General features: G+C 64.9%; 21 protein-coding genes. 15 read left to right on the top strand and 6 right to left on the bottom strand.

Features of this window, described 5'->3' with window-relative positions:
* Nucleotides 1-18: 18 nt before the first annotated feature.
* The 5 genes from ABIA65_RS10235 (at nt 19) to ABIA65_RS10215 (ending at nt 3,963) form a co-directional block, all read left to right on the top strand.
* On the top strand, nt 19-1,227 hold the full coding sequence (locus ABIA65_RS10235; protein WP_241403433.1) for a thiolase family protein: 1,209 nt from the start codon (nt 19-21) through the stop codon (nt 1,225-1,227).
* 17 nt (nt 1,228-1,244) lie between these two features.
* Nucleotides 1,245-1,658: a Zn-ribbon domain-containing OB-fold protein gene (locus tag ABIA65_RS10230; RefSeq protein ID WP_354523756.1), complete on the top strand. Its 414-nt coding sequence runs from the start codon at nt 1,245-1,247 to the stop codon at nt 1,656-1,658.
* 171 nt (nt 1,659-1,829) lie between these two features.
* The gene (locus ABIA65_RS10225) at nt 1,830-2,465 is read left to right on the top strand and encodes a TetR/AcrR family transcriptional regulator (protein WP_354523442.1); all 636 of its coding nucleotides are present in this window, start codon (nt 1,830-1,832) and stop codon (nt 2,463-2,465) included.
* Nucleotides 2,466-2,505: 40 nt separating this feature from the next.
* Nucleotides 2,506-3,585 (top strand): oxygenase MpaB family protein, encoded by a 1,080-nt coding sequence (locus ABIA65_RS10220; protein ID WP_354523441.1) that lies wholly within the window; start codon nt 2,506-2,508, stop codon nt 3,583-3,585.
* 3 nt (nt 3,586-3,588) lie between these two features.
* Nucleotides 3,589-3,963, top strand: coding sequence for a hypothetical protein (locus ABIA65_RS10215; protein WP_241403437.1), 375 nt, complete (start codon nt 3,589-3,591; stop codon nt 3,961-3,963).
* Nucleotides 3,964-4,013: 50 nt separating this feature from the next.
* Here ABIA65_RS10215 and ABIA65_RS10210 read toward each other — a convergent pair whose 3' ends face one another.
* A complete protein-coding gene (locus tag ABIA65_RS10210; protein ID WP_241403438.1) occupies nt 4,014-4,958 on the bottom strand; it encodes a manganese catalase family protein in 945 nt (314 codons plus the stop codon).
* A 430-nt stretch (nt 4,959-5,388) separates the two neighbouring features.
* On the opposite strand from ABIA65_RS10210, the gene ABIA65_RS10205 reads away from it, so the two are divergent.
* Nucleotides 5,389-5,946 (top strand): CsbD family protein, encoded by a 558-nt coding sequence (locus tag ABIA65_RS10205; protein ID WP_241403439.1) that lies wholly within the window; start codon nt 5,389-5,391, stop codon nt 5,944-5,946.
* Nucleotides 5,947-5,972: 26 nt separating this feature from the next.
* Entirely contained in the window at nt 5,973-6,650 is a 678-nt protein-coding gene (locus ABIA65_RS10200) for an IF2 family translation initiation factor (protein WP_354523440.1), read from the top strand.
* Nucleotides 6,651-6,737: 87 nt separating this feature from the next.
* Here ABIA65_RS10200 and treS read toward each other — a convergent pair whose 3' ends face one another.
* Together treS and ABIA65_RS10190 are read right to left on the bottom strand one after the other, a co-directional pair.
* On the bottom strand, nt 6,738-8,990 hold the full coding sequence (treS, locus tag ABIA65_RS10195) for a maltose alpha-D-glucosyltransferase (protein WP_241403441.1): 2,253 nt from the start codon (nt 8,988-8,990) through the stop codon (nt 6,738-6,740).
* Between the two features lie 143 nt (nt 8,991-9,133).
* Nucleotides 9,134-10,120, bottom strand: coding sequence for a GlxA family transcriptional regulator (locus ABIA65_RS10190; protein WP_354523439.1), 987 nt, complete (start codon nt 10,118-10,120; stop codon nt 9,134-9,136).
* A gap of 146 nt (nt 10,121-10,266) precedes the next feature.
* On the opposite strand from ABIA65_RS10190, the gene ABIA65_RS10185 reads away from it, so the two are divergent.
* Nucleotides 10,267-10,914, top strand: a complete 648-nt coding sequence (locus ABIA65_RS10185) for an HD domain-containing protein (protein ID WP_354523438.1) — start codon at nt 10,267-10,269, stop codon at nt 10,912-10,914.
* Nucleotides 10,915-10,925: 11 nt separating this feature from the next.
* On the opposite strand, the gene ABIA65_RS10180 is transcribed toward ABIA65_RS10185, so the two are convergent.
* A complete protein-coding gene (locus tag ABIA65_RS10180; protein ID WP_354523437.1) occupies nt 10,926-11,348 on the bottom strand; it encodes a hypothetical protein in 423 nt (140 codons plus the stop codon).
* Nucleotides 11,349-11,407: 59 nt separating this feature from the next.
* Here ABIA65_RS10180 and ABIA65_RS10175 point away from each other — a divergent pair, with 59 nt between their 5' ends.
* Entirely contained in the window at nt 11,408-12,097 is a 690-nt protein-coding gene (locus ABIA65_RS10175; protein WP_354523436.1) for an LmeA family phospholipid-binding protein, read from the top strand.
* 6 nt (nt 12,098-12,103) lie between these two features.
* On the opposite strand, the gene ABIA65_RS10170 is transcribed toward ABIA65_RS10175, so the two are convergent.
* Both ABIA65_RS10170 and ABIA65_RS10165 read right to left on the bottom strand, forming a co-directional pair.
* Entirely contained in the window at nt 12,104-12,826 is a 723-nt protein-coding gene (locus ABIA65_RS10170) for a PDC sensor domain-containing protein (RefSeq protein ID WP_241403445.1), read from the bottom strand.
* Nucleotides 12,827-12,946: 120 nt separating this feature from the next.
* Nucleotides 12,947-13,699 carry a FadR/GntR family transcriptional regulator gene (locus tag ABIA65_RS10165; protein WP_241403446.1) on the bottom strand — a complete coding sequence of 251 codons (753 nt, stop codon included), beginning with the start codon at nt 13,697-13,699 and terminating at the stop codon, nt 12,947-12,949.
* A gap of 262 nt (nt 13,700-13,961) precedes the next feature.
* On the opposite strand from ABIA65_RS10165, the gene ABIA65_RS10160 reads away from it, so the two are divergent.
* The 6 genes from ABIA65_RS10160 to ABIA65_RS10135 all read left to right on the top strand — a co-directional run bounded on the left by ABIA65_RS10160 (nt 13,962) and on the right by ABIA65_RS10135 (nt 20,593).
* Nucleotides 13,962-14,978, top strand: a complete 1,017-nt coding sequence (locus tag ABIA65_RS10160; RefSeq protein ID WP_354523755.1) for an ABC transporter ATP-binding protein — start codon at nt 13,962-13,964, stop codon at nt 14,976-14,978.
* 110 nt (nt 14,979-15,088) lie between these two features.
* Nucleotides 15,089-16,261: an extracellular solute-binding protein gene (locus ABIA65_RS10155; RefSeq protein WP_354523435.1), complete on the top strand. Its 1,173-nt coding sequence runs from the start codon at nt 15,089-15,091 to the stop codon at nt 16,259-16,261.
* A gap of 115 nt (nt 16,262-16,376) precedes the next feature.
* On the top strand, nt 16,377-17,261 hold the full coding sequence (locus ABIA65_RS10150; RefSeq protein ID WP_241403448.1) for an ABC transporter permease: 885 nt from the start codon (nt 16,377-16,379) through the stop codon (nt 17,259-17,261).
* Nucleotides 17,262-17,272: 11 nt separating this feature from the next.
* On the top strand, nt 17,273-18,082 hold the full coding sequence (locus ABIA65_RS10145; RefSeq protein ID WP_241403449.1) for an ABC transporter permease: 810 nt from the start codon (nt 17,273-17,275) through the stop codon (nt 18,080-18,082).
* 94 nt (nt 18,083-18,176) lie between these two features.
* Nucleotides 18,177-19,574 carry a flavin monoamine oxidase family protein gene (locus ABIA65_RS10140; protein ID WP_241403450.1) on the top strand — a complete coding sequence of 466 codons (1,398 nt, stop codon included), beginning with the start codon at nt 18,177-18,179 and terminating at the stop codon, nt 19,572-19,574.
* 194 nt (nt 19,575-19,768) lie between these two features.
* Complete coding sequence (locus ABIA65_RS10135) at nt 19,769-20,593, top strand: alpha/beta fold hydrolase (RefSeq protein WP_241403451.1); 825 nt, start codon at nt 19,769-19,771, stop codon at nt 20,591-20,593.
* Nucleotides 20,594-20,595 lie beyond the last annotated feature (2 nt).

Here is a 20,595-nt window from a genome sequence, read left to right as displayed (position 1 = left end):
GAACGCCGGAGGGTAGTAATGGGTTTACGTGGTGAGGCCGCGATCGTCGGCTACGTAGAGCTGCCGCCCGAGCGGATGCAGTCCGCCGCGCCTGCGCCGTTCACGATCGAGCAGTGGGCCCAGCTCAGTGCCGCCGCCCTGGCCGACGCGGGCGTCTCGGCCGAGCGGGTCAACGGAATCGTCACCACGCACCTCGGGGAGTCGGAGATCTTCGTGCCCTCCACGGTGGCCGAATACCTCGGGATCCGAGCGGATTTCGCGGAGATGGTCGACCTGGGTGGTGCCAGCGCCGCCGGAATGGTGTGGCGCGCGGCGGCCGCGATCGAACTCGGCATCTGTGACGTCGTGTTGTGCACCGTGCCGTCGCGCTACATCACCGCGACGTCGGAGAGGAAGCCGAAGCCGATCGTGGACGCCATGTTCTTCGGCGCATCGAGCAACCAATTCGGTTCCCCGCAGGCCGAGTTCGAGATCCCCTACGGCAACCTCGGCCAGAACGGCCCCTACGGGCAGGTGGCCCAGCGCTACGGATCGGTCTACGGCTACGACGAGCGGGCGATGGCCAAGATCGTCGTCGATCAGCGGGTCAACGCCAACCACACCGAGGGTGCGATCTGGCGTGACAAGCCGCTGAGCATCGAGGACGTGCTCGCGAGCCCCGTCATCGCCGACCCCCTGCACATGCTGGAGATCGTGATGCCCTGTGTCGGCGGTGCCGCCGTCGTGGTCGCCAACGCCGATATCGCCCGGCGCGCGCGCAATCGCCCGGTGTGGATCAAGGGATTCGGCGAGCACGTGCCCTACAAGACGCCGACCTACGCCGAGGATCTTCTCGACACCCCGATACGACGGGCGGCCGAGACCGCGTTCGGGATGACCGACCTGACCCGCGACCAGATGGACATGGTGTCGATCTACGACTGCTACACCATCACGGTGCTGCTCAGCCTCGAGGACGCGGGATTCTGCGAGAAGGGCAAGGGCATGGAGTTCGTGAGCGAGCACGACCTCACGTTCCGGGGCGACTTCCCGCTCAACACCGCCGGTGGTCAACTCGGCTTCGGCCAGGCGGGGCTGGCTGGCGGTATGCACCACGTGTGCGACGCCACCCGTCAGATCATGGGCCGTGCCGGTGACGCGCAGGTGGCCGACTGCGACCGCGCCTTCGTCTCGGGCAACGGCGGCATCCTCAGCGAGCAGACCACCCTCATCCTGCAGGGCGACTGAACGGAGCCATCATGACTATGCCCAGCTTCGAACGGCCCATGCCGGTCAAGACGCCGACCAGCGCCCCCTTCTGGGATGCGCTGGCACGTCACGAGATAGCGATTCAGTACTCGCCCTCGGCGCAGACCTACGTCTTCTACCCGCGGGTGCTCGCGCCACGGACGCTCGCCGACGACCTCGAGTGGCGCACGATATCCGGTATGGGCACGCTGTACTCGTACACGATCGCCCGCCGCCCCGTCGGCCCGCACTTCGTCGATGCCGTCCCGCAGCTTCTGGCGGTCGTCGAATGGGATGAGGGGCCCAGGTTCTCCACCGAGATGGTCAATGTGGCACCGGAGGAGTTGAGTGTCGGCATGCGGGTGGCGCCGGTGTTCTGTGACTACCCCGACCACGACGTCACCATGCTGCGCTACGAACCGGCCACCTGAGCGGCTCACACCACGACCCACGCACGCCGAGACTGCGGGGAGATCGCGCTTTCGACTGGAAACGCGATCTCCCCGCAGTCTCGGCGTGGGGTGATGCCGGTGACCAGCGGGAACCTACACATGTGTAGCAAATTCCTACACATGTGAAGCTTCCGGTGGTAGCTTTGTGTCATGCCGACGCTGGCGAAGGCGAAACCGCGAGGTCGGGCCGCACATCTCGGCCCGGAACGACGCCGTCCGCAGGTGCTCGACGCCGCGTTGGAGATCACGGTCGAACAGGGCGTCGCCGAGGTGACGATCGGTGCGATCGCCGACCGGCTGGGCGTCACCCGGCCCGTGATCTACGCCTGCTTCGCCGACCGGATCGAGATCATCACCGCGCTGCTGGAGCGCGAGACCGCCTACCTGCGTGACGCACTGGTCGAGACGCTGCGCTCGGCGCGCGGCGACGACCCGGAGTCAGTCTTCGTCGGTGGTTTCGTGTCGCTGTTGAATGTCGTCGCGGCCCACCCCAACTCGTGGCGGGTGGTCTTCTCGGCCCGGCCCGATCCCGCGGTTCTCGGCCGGTTCAAACGGGTCCGCGCGGAGTTGGCGAGCAAGGCCGCCCACTGGATCGGCCCGGCCCTGACCGCCTGGTGGGGCTTCTCCGACCTGGACGCCAAGCTGCCCGTGCTCATCGAGTTCTTCATCTCCTCGTGCGAGGCGGCGGTGCGCACACTGCTCGACACCACGAACACCTGGACCGCCGATGACCTCGGCGCGATGTACGGGCGCATGGTCTGCCACGCCCTTCAGGCCGCCAAGTAATCCATCCGACAACAGCATCCGATGACAAGGGGAGTAATCGATGACGATCACAGGTACCGCTAAACCGCCCCGGGGGAGTGCGGCGCAGCCACACGAGGACTACGGATTCTTCGGTCCGGACTCGGTGACGTGGAGGGTGTGGGGCTACCCGACGTCGCTGACCGTGGGGTTCCAGCGGTCCGTCGTGGTGGAGGAGCTCGACCCCAACCTGGTCGCCGCGGTCGACAAGACGCACGATATCTACAAGCGGCCGCGCACTCGATACGACCGCACGCTGCGCTACTTCGCGATGGTGGCTTTTGGAGGCTCACGCGAAACCGCCACCGCCGCTGATGTTCTGGTCAAGATCCACTCCAAGGCGATCGGCACCGAGCCCTACGGCGGCGGACGCTACGATGCGAACGACCCGGCCTCGCAGCTGTGGATCCACCTCACCGCGTGGCATTCGATTCTCTACGCCTACGAGAAGTACGGGCCCGGCCCGCTCTCGCCGCAGGAAGAGGCCCGGTACTGGGAGGAGTGCGCGGTCGCCGCCGAGCTGCAGACGTGCTCGCCGGATGACGTCCCGCGTACCCGCGACGGGGTGCGACGCTACTTCGAGTCGATGCGACCACAGTTGCAGGCCAGCGACATCGCGGTTCAGGCGATGGACCATCTGCTCAAGGCCGACGTGATGCTGCCGCCCATGCCGCGGGCGGCGCGCCCCGCGGCGTGGCTGGTGAGTCGAGTGCTGCGGGCCGGCACCATCGCGACGATGCCACGGTGGATGCGGGAGATGAGCGGGCTGCGGCAGCCCAGCATCGTCGATGTGCTGGTTCGGCCGATCCTGTGGACCAGCTTTCACGCGATCCGCATCAGCCCCCGTGCGGAGCTGATGGCGCTCAAGATTCTGTCACCGATGACGCACCCGGTGGTGGCACCCATCAAACTCGGTGTGGCACCGGTCAACCCGGAGGTCGTGACGCCGGCCGAGGCGCGGACCCGGTACGGCTTGGATCGGCCCGCTGAGGCGCACCAGGAGTTGCGGGCGCGGCAGGCGGCGCGGGTCTTCGGTGAGGGTATCGAGCCCAGCGACGAAGGGCTCATCGAGTCCGAGCCGATCCTCGGTCGGATGAGCTGACCGGTGAAATGGGCTGCACTCCTTCGTGACCGCGTCGTCCTCGCCCTGGTGGCGGTGGCGATCCTAGTCACGGGGCTCTTCGCGCTGTATCTGCCGACGGCACTGGATGATTACGACAAGTGGGGATTCCGGATCACGTGCGGGTCGGCGTTGTCGGCTGACTACGAGCAGGCCGCCACCGCTGATGCACACGCGGCAGGCGCAGGCGACTACACCGACCAGTGCCAGTCCGCGATCTGGTGGCGCCGCGGCTGGGCCAGCACGCTGGTACTGATCGGTGCGGGCCTGTCGATCTCGCTGCTGATTTCGGTCGCGAGGAGTCCATCGCCGCAACCAGCCGAGGACAGCGGGTCGCGAGGCCCACGCCCTTCGTCGTGAGGTGTGGGCGGCGCCGTGGAAGCGACGCGGTCACGCGACTCCGCGTGCCTCTACTTGTCGGAAAGATCCTCGGCGGACTGGATCTCGACCTCGGCGGTCGCCTGGATGAGTGCCAGCAGCTCTTTGTCCAGACCGGGAGCGAACTCCTCGCGCCGTTCCGGTGCGATGGTCATTGGGAACCCCTCGGGCATGATCGCGGTGCTCAGCTCGGTGCCGTCGTTGGACGGCGACGCCCCTCGATACAGCTTCGCCGCCTGGCTCTGGTCGTCGGAGCTGAAGGTGTACTGAATGCTCTGCAGTCCCAAATCGAGCAGCTTCTTGACCTCAGGGAACTTCGCGGCGTTCGTCTTGGGGATCGGCAGCGCCGCACCCCAATTCACGCCGAGGCTCTCAAGTGCCTTGGCGAATGCGTTCTCGTGCGCCTGGTCGCGAACGATGAGGTAGGCGATCGTGGAACGGGCTGCCTTGTTGTCGGTCATCTGGTAGATCCGGCACTTCTGCAGCCGTCCCGTCGACTCCAACATCAGGTTGTACAGCAGGTCGAGCACCAGGTTCCCGCTGTTGTAGACGTAGGACCCGAGCCACGGATTGCCTGCGGCATCCACTGGTAGCGCGCCCTGGGCACCGACCAGGTAGTGGTGAATGTTGCTGGTGTCCAATGCGATCTTGAGAGGTGTTGCACCCTTGGCTCCCGGCTGATCGACCGTGTCCGTCTTCTTGCCGTTGTACTCCGGCGACCCGTCCAGCAGACGCGCGATGGTCGTACCGATGAGCTCCACGTGGCTGATCTCCTCGGTCCCAACGCCCTGGAGCAGGTCCTTGTACGGCTTCGACGTCGCGTCACCCCGGAAGTTCATGCTCTGGAACAGGTACTGCATCATGGTGCGCATCTCGCCGAACTGGCCACCAAGACCCTCTTGCAGCGCATTGGCCGCGGCTGGATCGGGCTCGTCGACAGCGATCTCATTGATGAGTTGTTGAGTGTGCAGGTACATGACTCTCCTTCGTCGACTACCGGCGCTTGAGGCAGCGTCGCGCTAGTCGGTCTTCGATCAGTGGGCGGCGCACGTGCCGACCGAATCGGTCGACGTATCGGATAGGGCGCCTTCTTCGTGATTCGCCGGCGATGCTCAGGTTTCTGGAAGCATGCGGTTCAGGCTTGATACCCAGGTGTTTTCCGCGCAAACACCGGTGTCGCCCCCTCCTGAATCACGTGGTGCACACGACCGTGTGACGCGAGTCGCGAGGCAACCGCCACGATGCGAGGTTTCAAGTTGTTGAAACGGTGTATCCCCAGTGCAGTGGCAACGGGGTCGGGCCTTGCCGTCGGCCGCACGCTGGCCCGCGAGTCCGTGACTGACCAATTCAGGGCCATCAGCAGTGACTTCGCGGCCCTAAGACCTCACAACGATCTCTAGGAGAGACATGACAGAGCACGACAAGGCTGACGAAGCCCGCAAGGGACTCTTCGACTCGATCAAGGGCAAGGTAAAGGAATTCGCCGGCGCCGTGACCCGAAACGACTCGTTGACCGCCGAGGGCCAGCTTGAGCAGACCCAGGCCAAAGAGCGTAAGGAGGCGAACGCCGTCGAGGCCGTCGCCGACGCCGAGGCCAAGCAGGCCCGAGCACAGGCCGCGGACGCCAGGCTGGAGGGCGTCAAGGAGCGCATGGCGGTGGACGCCGAGACGGCGGCCGCGGAGAAGTCCATCAAGAGTCAGCAGGACGCGCAGAAGCGTGCGGTCGAGCAGGCCGGGGCGCAGGAAGCTGCCCGTGGGATGACCCAGGCTGAGATCGATGCCCGACGCGGTGTTGAGCAGGCCAAGGCCGAGGAGCGCCAGGAGATCAGTGCCGCCAGCGGTGAGTTCGTGGATGCCGTCGGCGAGCACCAAGCCGCGGTGCAGGAGGCTTCCGCCGAGCAGGCCGAAGCCGATCGGATCCGAGCACGCGCCGACCGCCTGACCAACGACGCCGACCTGCCCTGAGCAACCCGTAGCCCTAGGAGATATCAATGAGAATCACCGAACTACCGATCGCAGTTCTACGCTTTCAGTATCAACTCGTACGGACTCCGCTGGAACTGATCGAGGACCGAGTGGTGTCGCGGATGGGGGCGGAAGCGCCTGCGCGACTGTTCTACGAGCGCTCGCTCGGCGTGCTCGACGCGACCGTTGGCAGCGCCCTCGGAGATCCGAGGTTGGAGAGGCGTGGCTCAGCGCTCGTCGACCGAAGCGACGCGCTCAGCCGCGCAGCACAACTCGAGGAGACCGCGACCCAGAAGAAGGCGAAGGCCGATGCCGAGCTGGCGGCCAGTCGCGAGAAGGTCATAGAGGACCGGGACCAGGCCCACGAGGCCAAGAAGCAGGGTGTCGAGGAAGCTCGCGCCGAGGCGGAGCAGCGCAAGCGTGCCGCAGCGGAGGAGGCGCGGGAACGCACCGCCGCGACGAAGCGGCAGGTGGACGAAGTGGCTGCCCGGCGCACCAATGCGGCCGAGGAGATCAAGCGCAACGAGCAGGCGAAGATCCGTGCGGCCGAGCAGAAGGTCACCGCGGCAGCCGATTCCAAGCTCAAAGATGCCCAAGCCAAGCGTGATGAGGCTGAGAGCAAGCGTGCGCAGGCGAATCGGGTGGAGCAGTTGGCCGACGTCGAGAAGCAGAATCGGCAGGCCAAGCGGGCCGCCAAGCCCTAACGGCTCTGCGGCAAGTGGGCCCCTCCGTCATATTGACGGAGGGGCCCACTTTCAGCCAACGGGTCTGCGCCGCAGTGCTTCAGGGCTCTAGGGACTGCTCGACTCAGCGGCGTCCGACTCCTCAGCGGGCATCTCGACGAGAAGTGACATGCCGTGATGGGCCGGCATCTCGACGGTGAAGCTGTGCAGATCATCCACTGTGGCAAAGGACTTGCCGGTGAACATGTCCGACACCACCCCGCTGGGGGGCAGCTTCTCGGACCGCACGGTGCCGGCGACATCCTCATTGGCGAAGTTCAGGACAGTCAGCTGATACCGACCCTCGTCGGCCAGTTGATGCACCAGCACCAGCATGCCCCGGTGGGACACCTCGGGGATGTCGATCTGGCGGCTGGTGGCGATTCCGTAGTGGGACCGAACTCGCAGGATTGCCTGCAGCTGGCGCAGGAAACTGGCGTCGTCGGCCATCTGTTCTGGAATCGAACCGTAAAGGCTTCTGCCTCTGGGCATTCCGGCCAGCGATTGAGTCGCCGACGGGTTGACGCCCATCAGGTCGTGAGCCGATCGGTGAATCCAGCGGGTGTCGCCCTCGCGCAGTAACTCCGGGATGTTCGAGGGTGGCAACGTCAGCATCCCGCACAGGTCCCATCCCGACAGGGCGAAGACACCCGGCTGGAGGGCGTTGAACATCGCCAGCAGGAGGTGAGCCCGCCTGATGTGATCGACATCGTCGATGGTGTCCAGGTCGGTGACGCCGAGGGTGGCAGCGATGACGGTGGCGGTGGTGCAGGCGATTCCATTGGTGGTGAACACCAGGTTGTAGGGACCGTTCTCGCCCGTGAGCTTCTGGGTGAGGTCGGCGCGGATCGTCTCGCCGAGCGCCTCGCCGGTGATCTCCTCGCCCTTGTAGGTGAAGACGTCATCCCGGTGCCCGGTCGACCAGTGCACCAGTTCGTAGGTCAGCTCGTCGTGGTTCTGCAGCGCGTGCACCAGGGAGGCGGGGTCGACTCCGAGTTCGAGCGTGGTGCGCAGCGTCAGCCGGAGGAACTCCGTGTCGGCGGTGGCCAGCGCGTGTTGATAGGCAGGTCGGTTGATGAAGTCATAGGACAGGTCCGCACCGGCCGCGCCGACGTCCCGTATGTCGTCGATGGTGAGGTTCAGCTCCTGGAAGGTGAAGCCGCCGACCTTCCGCACCATGCTCGCGATCAGGTGGTTGGCGGCCTCCGACAGCGGGTGACCCTCAGACCATGCGGTGCTGTCCTCGGCGGCGGTCTTCTCCGCGCCCAGGAATCCGTTCGCGTCCAGTCGAAGTCCACCGGTGCCCAGGTCGGTGAGCGAGTGCAGGGCGTCCCCGATGACCAGGCGCATGCCCGCGAAGGACGGGTCCAGCCAGTTGATCGAGGGCTGACCGTCCTTGAAGTAGTGCAGGTAAACCCATCGGCGCTGCACACCGTCGGTGCCCAGCACCGAACGGGTGACACTCCAGTTGGTCTCCTTGACGCCCTCGGCGTAGAAGATCACCCGCTGCAGCCGGCCGATGATGTAACCGGCCTTGTCCAGCCACTGCTCGGTCTCGGCGTCGATGTTCACCGAATCGGCCCCGGGCGGCACAGCGGGCAGGTTCTCCCAGTCGCGTTCGTCGATCTCGACCATGTGATAGATGCCGGGGTAGTCGGCGTACTTCATCTCCGCCAGCCGGAAGTCCGCGCCCTTGCCGGTGTGCCCTGGGACGATGTCGTCGATGATGGTGCCGCCGTACCAGTTCGCGGTGCCGCACATGGTGCGGAATTCGTCCTCGGTGCCGAAGGCCGGGTCGATCTGGGTGCTGATGCGGTCGAAGTGGCCATCGACGCTGGGGGTCTGCTCCCATCCGGAGAGACCTCCGGCCCGCTTGACCGGCCCGGTGTGGATGGCCTCGATGCCGATCTCGGCGAATGCCTTCCACATGCCCTCATCGGCCATGGCCTTGAGGAAGGACTCGTTCGGACGGGTGATCAGCGACAACGGATACGCGGTGAACCAGACCGCGGCGGTGTCGACCGCGTGGCGGGGGCTCGGGGTGGCGTACGGGTTCTGCCACATCGAACCCTGGCCGGAGAACTGCTGACTGATCTCGTTGGCGTCGGCGAGCATCGACTGCGTGAGCAGCCAGGACACATAAGCCGGGTTGTCGGCGGTCGCCGGCCCGTCCTGGGCGACGGAGCGCCGGTTGAACGGCGCGCGCACACGCGGGCGGAACCGCAGCGAGCGCGGGCGCGCCGGGTGCAGATGTTCGTCGAAGGTGGGTTCGGAGGGTTCGCGGGCTTGATCGTCGGGTTCGGACTCTGCCGCCTCGGACATGTGCCCCCTTCGCGAAGTATTGGCCGTTCGACCGGTTGTCGTGTCGCAGTATTGCCAGCGCGACGTGGGGTTGAAACAAGTCGTGCGTTCCAGTCTCCAAAGTAGCGCGGCTCGATGCCGCGCACCGGGCTCGGAGATCGCTGCTACCGGGACTCGCTCCGACGCGCCGTCTCGAAGCGCTTGCGGTACGTGCCGGGTGTGATGCCCAGTTCGCGCCTGAACAGTCGGCGCAGGGATTCGCCGGATCCGGTCCCCGTCCGTTCCGCGACGTGATCGAGGGAGTCGTGACCGCTGGTGAGCAGGGTGCAGGCCGCCTCGAGCCGGGTCCGGTCGACGAAACGTTGTGGCGTGTAGCCAGTCTCGGCGAGGAACAGTCGGGACAGGTGGCGAGCGCTCACCCCCGCGGCCTCGGACAGCGAGCGCAGAGAGTGGTTGTGACTCGGATCGCTGGTGATGAGGTTCATGACGTTCCGCACGATGGAGCTGTCGGTGGGCATCGCGTCGAGACGGACGCTGAACTGTGATTGGTCACCGGGGCGGGCCATGAAGACGACCAGCTCCCTGGCGACTTCGCGGGCCAGTGTCGCGCCGTGGTCATGCTCGATCAGCGACAGGCTCAGGTCGATGCCCGCGGTGACACCTGCCGATGTGACGTAGTCACCGTCGGTGACGAAGATTGCGGCCGAGTCCACAGTGAGTTCGGGAAATCGGGCGGCGAGGTGGTTTGCGAGCTTCCAGTGGGTGGCGACCCGTCGCCCGTCGAGCAATCCGGTCGCGGCGAGGGGGAACGCTCCGGCGCAGATGGAGACCGTCCGGCGGCTGCGTTTCGCCAGTGTGCGGACGGCGTCGATGAGGGCGGGGTCGCTGATACTCCTCTGCCAGTTCGGTGCGCCGGGCACCAGAAGGGTGCCGATGGCCTGCGGCAGCGCGTCCACCGGCACGTCAACGCCGAGCCGAACCCCCGAGCTGGCGACAACGTCCTGGCCGGTGAGCGAGGTGTTGATGATCCGGTAGTGCGCGCCGAGGGCATTGGCCGCCGCGAGGGCGTCGATTGGACCGGTCACGTCGAGCGACTGGATGCCGTCGTAGAGCAGTACGACGACGGCATGGGGGACAGGGCCTGGTGCCATGGTGGCCAATCTGCGCCGTTGTGGCGGCCATGTCCACATGTGAGGGTTTCGCGTCCATCTGGACGCTGCCGCTCCACGCTCGTGCGGCCGATGCTGGAGGAACCGGGAGCTGTATCGGCGCTCCCAGCACAGAGGAGAGGAACATCATGACCAGTACCCCTGAAGTCATTGCCGGAGTGCGGATCCCAGACAGTGCTCTGGCTCGGGAGGCCACCGGGTTGATCCGGGACACCACGAATGAGCTGATCTTCCATCACTCGCGACGAGTGTTTCTGTTCGGAAGTCTGCAGACGCGCGGCCGGGGCGCGACCCCCGACCCCGAACTGCTCTACATCGCCGCCATGTTCCACGACACCGGGCTGGTGGCGCCCTACCGCGGTACCGCGCAGCGGTTCGAGATGGACGGCGCCGACGCGGCGAGAGAGTTCCTCATCTCGCGTGGGCATTCTGAGCAGGAGGCCCAGATCGTCTGGACGGCGATTGCTCTGCACACCACACCGGAAGTGCCCCACAAGCTCGATCCGGTGATCGCTGCGACCACCGCGGGGGTGGAGACCGACGTGGTCGGCCTTCACCTGGACGCGCTCAGCGCCAGTGAGATCGACGCGGTGACCGCGGTGCATCCGCGGCCGGACTTCAAGAACCGGATCCTGCAGGCGTTCGTCGACGGCTTCGGCTACCGGCCCGAGACCACCTTCGGCACCATGAACGCCGATGTGCTCGAGCACTTCGTGCCGGGGTTTCATCGGATCGACATGGTCGACCTCGTCAAGAACTCGGCCTGGCCCGAATAGCTCGGGGGTCGTCAGCTGCGATTTCGGCGATCCGTGATGTTCTTCAGGCAGAATCGCAATGGTGACGACGCCGCCGCGGGGCCCCGGCCAGCCTGGTTGGCGCGACAGGGGGACTCAGCCGCCGCCTGACCCTGCGACGCGACGGATTCCGCGTCCCGCACCGCCCGAACCCCCGACCGAGCAGATCCGGCGCAGACCGCCGCCACCCGTGGGCCGTCCGCCGGCTGGGGGTCCGCCGCCGGGATACCGGCCGCCCGGCGGTCCACCTCCGCCGCCGCGCGCAACGCCACCTCCGCCCCCACGCCGGGCAGCGCCACCACCACCGCCGCCTCCGCCGCGGTCGGTGCCACCACCACCGCTTCCGCCGCGGGTGATGCAGCAGCCGCCGCCGTCAAAGGCTCCACCGCCACCGCCAACTCCATCGCTTCCGCCATCCAAAGGTGAAGAGCCGAAGAGGTTCTCGCAGTTCTGGAACCGGCAGTCGATCATCCTGGTGGCGGTCATCATCGTCGCGCTCCTGACGGGTGGCCTGGCCGGCGGGGAACTCTATGCGCGAAGCCGCGCGGACAGCATCCTTGTGGCGGTCGCCAAGTGCGTCGTCCAGGACGGCGCCACCATCTCCTTCGGCGTGAACCCGCCGTTCCTGTGGCAACACATCACCGGTCACTACACGAACATCTCCGTCGAGACCGCCGGAGACCGGGTGCAAGACGCCGACGGGATGACGGCCGACGTGACGCTGGCCGACGTGCGACTGCAGGAGACCGACGACTCCAAGGGCACCATTGGATCGTTGGAGGCCACCCTCACCTGGAAATCGGCAGGCATCAAGGACACGGTGGCCGCGAATCTCCCCGGGGTGGGCAGTCTGATCACGGGTGCCCGCACCGACCCGGCCGCGGGCACCATAATCCTCGAAGCCGGCGACAACAGTGTGACGGCCAAACCCGTTGTGGCCGACGGTGATCTCAATCTGCAGGTTCTCGACGTCAATGGCCCGCTGCCGAAGGACACGGTGCAGTCAGCGCTGAATGACCTCACCAAGAAGCTCAACGACAACTACCCGCTCGGCATTCACGCGGACAGTGTCGAGGTGACCGCTACCGGCGTCGTGGGGAAGTTCTCCAGTCAGAACGCGTCGATCCCCAAGGAGGACGCGGACCCCTGCTTCGCGCGCCTGTAGGAGGCCCTACGGGTGCGGCATGACGATGGCGAACGGGTGGTGTTTGGACCTCGCCGTGTGCGCCCCGGTGTCGTGGTGTTCACCGGCCTCGGGGTTCCAGTCCGGCCAGCGGTCTCCGGTTTCGTAGTCCGCGAGTGTGGAGACGGCGACACGGCCACTGCTGTTGACCACGACGGCTCCCGGCAACTCTGCCAGCCCGGGCAGAAGCACTTCCTCGAGCGAGGACACGAGTATGTCGGCACACATGACGCCCGAGAACGCTCCGTCGAGTTCAAGGGGAAGTGACGTGGTGACCGTGATCTCGTTCGAGCAGAGGTAATCGACAAACGGACCGGCGACGTGCTGCTGGCCGCTGGAGTGCGGCACGCGGTACCACTCGAGTCGGGCCAGGTCGATTGCGGCCTGCCCCGGTCCGAACGTGGACGACGCGAGCAGTGCTCGATCGGGTCCCTGCCACCAGGCCAATGGGTTGCCGGTTGACACGATGTCCCCGCTGGCGCAGTACCCCGCGCCGTAGATGGGTCGTGATGCTCCGCTGAGGATCTTTCGGACGTCGTCCTCGATCAGGTTGGCGAGTTGGGTACCACCGAGTGCGCCGAACCGCATCGCGGCACCCAGCTTCTGCTGAAGTCTCGGCCGCCATTCCTCGAGGGTCGCGAAGACGCCGTCGAAGAACTCATCGATGTGCTGAATCGCGCGATCCAACACGTCTGCCGATGTGACTGTCACGTGCCCTCCCAATGAGATGTGAGAGTCTATGCCCATTGCCTGTGATCTCGGCCACCGCCGTCACGGAGAGTTCGTGACCTTCGGGCCGTGCCAGGCGGGCTGAGCGAACGGGTGGGAGCGCTAGAGGTTGGCGCGGTAGGCCACGAGCCAGCGCACCGAGTCCCGTACGTTCTCGCGCACAATGCGCCGGGCCAACTCGACGTCGCGGCGGCGTATCGCGTCGATCTGTTCGACCAGGGCGTCGTGGGTGGCGTGACGCGCTTCCACGTCAGTGTCCTGCAGCGCCAGCAACGGGGTGAACTCCGTCTGGAGCCGGACATGCTCGGTGGTGAGTCGCACGGATTGACTCAGTGAGGCGAGTTCGAGCTGTACATCGGTGATTCTGCGCCGCCACAGCTCGCGTGGTAAATCACGTGCCTGCGTGAGGACTTCGTGCACCACTGCAAGTTCTTCGGGGGTGGCCCGGCGGCACGCGTACTCCGCGCAGGCGCTCGAGACGACCTCATAGTGCAGACCAAGGTCTGCAAGCGCGACGCGCGGCATTGATTTGAGCACCTGCGCGTTGACGGCCTCGACGGCGCCAGGGCTGGGACGTACGAAGCTGCCGCCATTTCGACCGCGACGCGTTTCGATGAGCCCGCGATACCGCAGAGCGCTCAACGCCTCACGCACGGTGACGACTGCGACCCCGAAGAGATTCGCGAGTTCATTCTCGCTTGGCAGGCGCTCTCCCTCGACGAAGGCGCCGGCTGAGATCGCCTGCACCAGCCGGGTTTCGACGAGTGCGGTACGGCCCTCCTCGCCGATGGGCGCAAATGCCGCTGTGCGTAATCGACTTGACGGACTCGGGTGGTGCGGCGCGACCGCGTTCACCGCTCACCCCCTTGTCCGTCTCCTTTCCTTAAGTCTGCCATGTGGGTTGCGAGCCCCCGCCGGACATGCGGGCCGTCGAATCGTTCCCTGGCATGCGTTCGAGTGATATACATCTAATATCCGATGTTATAGTTCTACGCGCATCGGCGAGAGAACTGGGAGACCACGCACCATGTCGCAGGGCATCAAGCAGGAGACGTCGCCTTCTCGGGGTGGGGGAGCGCCGGTAGCACCTGCAGTCTCAGTTCAGGGCGTGAGCAAGATGTTCGGCGATCTCACCGCGGTCAACGAGCTCAACATCGACATTCGGCAGGGCGAGTTCTTCTCGATGCTCGGGCCATCGGGCTCGGGCAAGACCACAGTCCTGCGGATGATCGCCGGATTTGAAGAGGTCACCTCGGGCAAGATCCTGTTGGACGGTGCAGATGTGACCCGCACCGCGCCGTTCGACCGCGAGGTCAACACCGTCTTCCAGGACTACGCGTTGTTCCCGCACCAGTCCGTCGCCGAGAACGTCGCCTACGGGCTCAGGGTCCGCAAGGTCGACCGCAATCTGCGCACGAAGATGGTGGGCGAAGCACTCGAACAGGTGCAGCTGAGTCACCTGGCGGAGCGGCGTCCCTCGCAGCTCTCCGGCGGTCAAAGGCAGCGCATCGCACTGGCCCGCGCGTTGATCCTGCGGCCGAAGGTCTTGCTTCTCGACGAGCCATTGGGGGCTCTCGACAAACAGCTGCGCGAGCAGATGCAGTTCGAACTCAAGCAGATTCAGCGAGACGCCGGTATTACCTTCGTGTTCGTCACGCACGATCAGGAGGAGGCGCTGACGCTCTCTGATCGTGTGGCTGTGTTCAACGGTGGCCGGATCGAGCAGGTGGGAAGCCCTCGCGAGATCTACGAGTTCCCGCAGACCGTGTTCGTCGCGAAGTTCCTCGGCGTGACAAATCTGTTGCCCGAAGCTCTTTCACGTGACCTGCTGGGAGTGGCGGCCGTGCACAGTCTGCGCCCCGAACGCGTGCAACTGGCAGCGCCGGGCACGGCGGTCGACAGCGACACCGTGGCGCTGCCTGCGGTGGTGCTCGAAGAGGTCTATGCGGGCCCACAGACTCGCTACCTCATCGAGGTTGAAGGCGGCCTGCGCCTGACCGCCGAGACACAGAACAGCCATGCGCCGCGGGTTGCCACCGGCGTCAGCCGCGGCGATGCGGTGAGCGTGCAGTTCCTGAAGGACCATGCCACCGCGATTCCCGAAACACAGGGCTGCAGCGCCACGGCCGCCTGACGCACAACACCACCGGTGGACACAGAGCACCGATTCGACACAGGTGAATCGTCTGATCCAAGGACCACGTCTTCGTGGATCCGTCGTACCCAAAAGGAGTGCAAGACCACATGAAAAAGTACCTCGCCATCCCAGCAGCCGCGGCGGCACTTGGCCTGGCACTGGCCGGTTGTTCGACCGGCGGCACAGGCGCGAGTTCCGACGGACTACAGATCGATGTGCCCGACATCCCGAAGATGGAAACGCTTGGCGACAACGAGAAGCAGGTGAACATCGTTGCCTGGTCGGGCTTCGTCGAACCGGCATGGGCCGACAAGTTCACCGCGGAGACCGGTTGCACCGTGAACCGCAAGGTCGCCGCGACCAGCGACGAGATGGTGCAGCTCATGCGGACGGGAGAGTACGACCTCGTGTCCGCATCGGGCGATGCGAGCCTGCGACTCATTGTCGATGGCAATGTACAGCCGCTCAACACCGATCTGATCCCGAACTTCGGCGATGACATCGTGGAGGGGATGAAGGGGCAGCTCTACGACACCCTCAACGGCAACGTGTACGGAATCCCGATCGGTCGTGGCGCAAACATCTTGCAGTACAACACCGATGTCGTATCCGAAAAGCCCAACAGCTGGAGTGTCGTGTGGGAGAAGGACTCGCCCTACGCCGGCAAGATCGCGGCTTACGACAGTCCGATCTACATTGCCGATGCAGCGGTCTATCTCATGGCGACCCAGCCCGAGCTGGGGATCAAGAACCCCTACGCGCTCGACAAGGATCAGCTGGCCGCAGCGGTCGATCTGTTGAAGGAACAGAACAAGATGGTCTCGGAGTACTGGAATCCTTCGACCAATGTCACGTCGTTCACTGGCGGTAACTCCGTGGTGGGCACCTCCTGGGAGGTGTTGCGAAAGGCGACCCAGGACGAGAGGTTCCAGTCCGTGCTGCCGAAGGAGGGCGCGACGGGTTGGTCTGATGCCTGGATGCTCGCGGCAGAGGCCAAGAACCCCAACTGCGCCTACGCGTGGATGGACTACACGAGTTCACCGCAGGTGAACGGTCAGATTGCGATGAACTTCGGGATGGCCCCGGCCAATGGTGCGTTCTGTGATCTGAGCGCCGAGGCGAAGGCGCACTGCGACGACTACAGCGCCACCGACGAGGACTACTACTCGAAGGTCTGGTTCTGGACGACTCCGATCGAGCCGTGCCTTGACGGCCGCAAGGACGTGAAGTGCACCAGCTATCAGGACTGGACGGCCGCCTGGCCGACGGTCAAGGGATAGTCCGCTAAACGGGTTGGGGCGGATCAGGGTCCGCCCCAACCAGGGCATCCTCATGCTCTGCGGGTCTGCATCTTCTTCTCACTCAATTGGTTTCACTTAGTCAGCGAGGGTCGCCGTGAGCACCAAGACCGTACTCGTGCGCCGGTCCAAACCGGTGTCGACCGCACTGTTCCGCCACCCGCGGGGGCGTCTTGCCGCCCTGCTGGCGGCGCCAATGATCTGGCTCGTCGGTGTCTACCTGCTGTCGCTTGTGGGGCTGCTGATCACGGCGTTCTGGACCACGGATCCGTTCACCTCGCGTGTGCGGCCGGGATTCACGTTGGACAACTTCGTGAGCCTGGTGACGGTGCCGGCCTACCTGGCCACCGCGTTGCGCACGCTCGGCATCGCCGTCGCGGTGACCGTGATCTGCGCTGTCTTTGCAGTCCCGCTGGCAGTCTTCATCGCGAAGGTTGCCCGCCCCGGCTATCGCGCGCTGCTCGCCATCGGGGTCACGCTGCCCCTGTGGGCCGGATACCTGGTGAAGATCATCGGCATGCGCCTGGTCTGGACGGAGAACGGCTTCTTCAACTGGGCGCTGTCGCCGCTGGGGATCACTGGTCCTGCGCTCGGCACGGTCACGGTGATCCTCACCCTCGTCTACCTCTGGTTCCCGTACATGGCCATTCCGGTGTACTCGGCTGTCTCGCAGATTCCTGACAACCTGTTCGACGCATCAGCGGACCTGGGCGCCAACGGTTTCGCCACTATCCGAACGGTTGTCGCGCCGCTGCTCATCCCGGCAGTGTTCTCCGGATCCATCTTCACGTTCTCGTTGAGCTTCGGCGACTACATCGCAGCGATGTACGTGGGCGGCTCCACTCAGATGATCGGCAGCATCATCGCGTCGAACATCAATCTCAATCCTCCACTGGCGGCGGCCTTCTCAGTAGTGCCAATCGTGATGGTGCTGCTCTACCTGGCCGCGGTGCGTCGCTCCGGCGCCCTGAACAACCTGTAAAGGAGCCCGATATGCTTCGCCTCAGGCGTGGTACGAAGATCGCGCTGGCTGCCATAGCCGCCGTTGTGTTCGCCTTCATGTACATCCCGCTGTTCGTGATAGTCATGAACTCCTTCAACGCGGGCCGTGTCGCCGGTTGGCCCATCCCGGGGTTCTCGCTGCAGTGGTGGGGCGCGGCCCTGACCAATCCGGCGGTGCACGCGGCGTTTCTCAACTCGGTGATTGTCGCCCTCGTGGCGACCGGAATTGCGCTGGTACTGGGCACACTGGCTGCGTTCGCCCTGCAGCGGTTCCGCTTCTTCGGTCAGAACACCGTCAATCTGCTACTGGTGCTGCCGATCACACTGCCCGGCATCGTCACGGGTGTGGCGCTGTCGAACACGTTCCATTCTGTCCTCAAGCCGATGGGCATCAACGTTGGGTACTGGGGCATGATCATCGCCCACGCCACGTTCTGCATCGTCATGGTGTTCAACAACGTCATCGCGCGTCTGCGCCGTATGAACCCGAACTTCGAGGAGGCCTCGATGGATCTCGGTGCGGGTATCGGCCAGACCTTCAGGCTGATCACCTTCCCGCAGTTTCGAAGCGCATTCATCGCCGGCGCATTGCTTGCGTTTGCACTGTCATTCGACGAGATCGTGGTGACCATCTTCACGGCACCGCCCGGCGTCGAAACGCTGCCGCTGTGGATCATGAACCAGATGGCCCGCCCGAACGAGGTCAATCAGGTGAATGTTGTTGCGACGGTGATGATTCTGATGTCACTGATTCCCGTCTACTTCTCGCAGCGAGCGCAGTCATCCTCCGATGTGAAGTGACGCTGACAATTTGAGCTATCGAACGAAGAGCTCCCCGCACACTCCATGACCGCTGAACTCGTTGGATCCTCACCATCGTTCAAAGGAGAACACCATGACTAAACCTGATCTCAGTACGACCGCCTTCAGGCGGCGGGCCTTTCTTGGCGGTGCCGTTGGCCTTGCCGCGCTGGGGATCGTCGGCTGCGCCAAGGGTTCCCCCCCGGAGACCAACTCTGCGGGCAACGGCAAGTCGGGCATCGACGTCATCGTGATCGGCGCTGGCTCAGCGGGAGTCGCCGCAGCGCGAGAACTCAGGGATGCCGGCAAGAACGTCGTAGTTCTTGAGGCGCGTGATCGGATCGGCGGGCGAATGTGGACCGACCGCACCATCATGACCATCCCGCACGAGCGCGGGGCCTCTCTGTGTCACGGCGGACCCGACACGGCCACCTGGCCGTGGGCACAGAAGTTGGGCATCAAAGACCGCAAGTTTGTGCAGAACATGTCTCGGTACACCCCGAGTACTCCCTGGGTGAGATGGGACAGTCCAGAGTTCTACGAGTTCCCCGAGGGAACGCCCAAGATCGCGATGCCACTGCCCGAGCCCAAGGGCTCTGAAACAGCGACACAGTATCTGCAGCGCCTCGGCATCGACAAGACCAACTACCCGTTGGCCCTGCTGGGAATTCAAGTCGACCACGAACAGTTCGACGCGTATCCGGCCGCCGAGATTGTCGAAACCCTCACGTCCTGCTTCGATGTGTCGAAGACGGGCAAGATTGAACCCGACGGTTACGCAGGCGACTTCAAGCTGCTGGCGCCATACGATGAGATTCCCACGGCTGTTGCCGAGGGTGTCGACATTCGCTACAACACAGTTGTCAACACCATTCAGTATTCCGAAAACGGAGTCACGGTACAGGCCGGTCCTGAGACATTCGAGGCGTCCAAGTGCGTTGTTGCGGTGCCCATCGGGGTGCTGCAGCACGATGACATCACATTCGATCCCCCGTTGGAGTCGGACCGACGTAAGACCATCGACGGCATCCAGCAGACGGTGGCGTTCAAGACGATCCTCGAGTTCGATCACCCGGTGCGGCCCGAGGGCTTTGACATGGTGAACCAGCATGACGTGGGTCCGTGCCAGTTCTGGGACGAGTCAACGGGAATGCCTGGTTACGACGGGCAGCTCATTGTTGCGTGGGACACCGGTGACCGGGCTCGTGAATTGCTGGCTCTGCCTGAGGAACAGCGGTTCGCGGCGGCGCTTGAGGGTGTCCACAAACTGACGGGCGACAGGGGACTGCGGTACATCAACGCCTCGAACTACGACTGGCGCAACGACAAGTTCGCCTACGGCGCGTACGCCACTGGCGAAAGGCATCCCGAGGTCATCTACAAGCCGATGAAGGACACCGTTTTCTGGGCGGGTGCGATCATGAGCTCGGTGGCCAAGGCCCACTCGAGCGGACTCGACGCGGCCAAAACCACCCTGGCGGTTCTCAAATAGTTGTCACGGCGGGTGTGATGGGTCGCGGCGAGTGTGCCGCGGCCCATCGCGCCCGCCGCGTTGTCTCGCCGGTGTCATTACCGCTACCGCGCATGGTCACTACCGGCTAGCCGTAGTCGCTGGTCTTTGCGGTGCTCACTGGCATTGAGCGTGCGACGATCGTTTCGCAGACTCCGCTAGACAGAGAGGTCATGATGCCAACGATCACCACGTCCGACGGTACCGAGATCTTCTACAAGGACTGGGGGACTGGGCAACCCATCGTCTTCAGCCATGGTTGGCCGCTGTCGGCCGACGACTGGGACAATCAGATGCTGTTCTTCCTGGCACAGGGCTACCGCGTCATCGCCCACGACCGGCGCGGCCACGGCCGCTCCACCCAGACCGGTGACGGCCACGATATGGACCACTACGCCGACGATCTCGCAGCGGTGGTCGAACATCTCGATCTGCACGACGTGATCCACGTCGGGCACTCCACCGGTGGCGGCGAGGTGGCCCACTACCTCGCGCGCCACGGCCAGGACCGGGCCGTGAAGGCAGCGCTCATCAGCGCGGTGCCCCCGTTGATGGTGCAGACCGACGCCAATCCCGAGGGCCTGCCGAAAGCGGTCTTCGACGACCTGCAGGCGCAACTGGCGGCCAACCGGTCGAAGTTCTACCGCGACCTGCCGTCGGGGCCGTTCTACGGTTTCAACCGGCCGGGCGTGGAGCCCGTCGAAGCCGTCATCGCCAACTGGTGGCGGCAGGGCATGATGGGCGGGGCCAAGGCGCACTACGACGGCATTGTCGCGTTCTCCCAGACCGACTTCACCGAGGACCTCAAGAGGATCACCATCCCAGTGCTGGTGATGCACAGCGAGGACGATCAGATCGTGCCCTACGTCGCGGCCGGCCCGAAGTCCGCCGAGCTGCTGCCGAACGGAATTCTCAAGACCTACCAGGGATTCCCGCACGGCATGCCCACCGTGCAGGCTGACGTGATCAACGCCGACCTGCTCGCATTCCTGCGATCCTGACG

The sequence above is a fragment of the Mycolicibacterium sp. 624 genome (assembly GCF_040548615.1).
GTDB lineage: Bacteria > Actinomycetota > Actinomycetes > Mycobacteriales > Mycobacteriaceae > Mycobacterium.
This window is presented reverse-complemented; position numbering and strand designations above follow the sequence as displayed.

Bases quoted from the DNA above. Each gene is read 5' to 3' on its own strand.
- ABIA65_RS10160 (WP_354523755.1), top strand. From the start codon at position 13,962: ATGTTCGGCGATCTCACCGCGGTCAACGAGCTCAACATCGACATTCGG.
- ABIA65_RS10140 (WP_241403450.1), top strand. From the start codon at position 18,177: ATGACTAAACCTGATCTCAGTACGACCGCCTTCAGGCGGCGGGCCTTT.
- ABIA65_RS10230 (WP_354523756.1), top strand. From the start codon at position 1,245: ATGCCCAGCTTCGAACGGCCCATGCCGGTCAAGACGCCGACCAGCGCC.
- ABIA65_RS10190 (WP_354523439.1), bottom strand. From the start codon at position 10,120: ATGGCACCAGGCCCTGTCCCCCATGCCGTCGTCGTACTGCTCTACGAC.
- ABIA65_RS10155 (WP_354523435.1), top strand. From the start codon at position 15,089: ATGAAAAAGTACCTCGCCATCCCAGCAGCCGCGGCGGCACTTGGCCTG.
- ABIA65_RS10225 (WP_354523442.1), top strand. From the start codon at position 1,830: ATGCCGACGCTGGCGAAGGCGAAACCGCGAGGTCGGGCCGCACATCTC.
- ABIA65_RS10180 (WP_354523437.1), bottom strand. From the start codon at position 11,348: ATGGCGGAAGCGATGGAGTTGGCGGTGGCGGTGGAGCCTTTGACGGCG.
- ABIA65_RS10185 (WP_354523438.1), top strand. From the start codon at position 10,267: ATGACCAGTACCCCTGAAGTCATTGCCGGAGTGCGGATCCCAGACAGT.
- ABIA65_RS10235 (WP_241403433.1), top strand. From the start codon at position 19: ATGGGTTTACGTGGTGAGGCCGCGATCGTCGGCTACGTAGAGCTGCCG.
- treS (WP_241403441.1), bottom strand. From the start codon at position 8,990: ATGTCCGAGGCGGCAGAGTCCGAACCCGACGATCAAGCCCGCGAACCC.
- ABIA65_RS10200 (WP_354523440.1), top strand. From the start codon at position 5,973: ATGAGAATCACCGAACTACCGATCGCAGTTCTACGCTTTCAGTATCAA.
- ABIA65_RS10145 (WP_241403449.1), top strand. From the start codon at position 17,273: ATGCTTCGCCTCAGGCGTGGTACGAAGATCGCGCTGGCTGCCATAGCC.
- ABIA65_RS10135 (WP_241403451.1), top strand. From the start codon at position 19,769: ATGCCAACGATCACCACGTCCGACGGTACCGAGATCTTCTACAAGGAC.
- ABIA65_RS10210 (WP_241403438.1), bottom strand. From the start codon at position 4,958: ATGTACCTGCACACTCAACAACTCATCAATGAGATCGCTGTCGACGAG.
- ABIA65_RS10220 (WP_354523441.1), top strand. From the start codon at position 2,506: ATGACGATCACAGGTACCGCTAAACCGCCCCGGGGGAGTGCGGCGCAG.
- ABIA65_RS10205 (WP_241403439.1), top strand. From the start codon at position 5,389: ATGACAGAGCACGACAAGGCTGACGAAGCCCGCAAGGGACTCTTCGAC.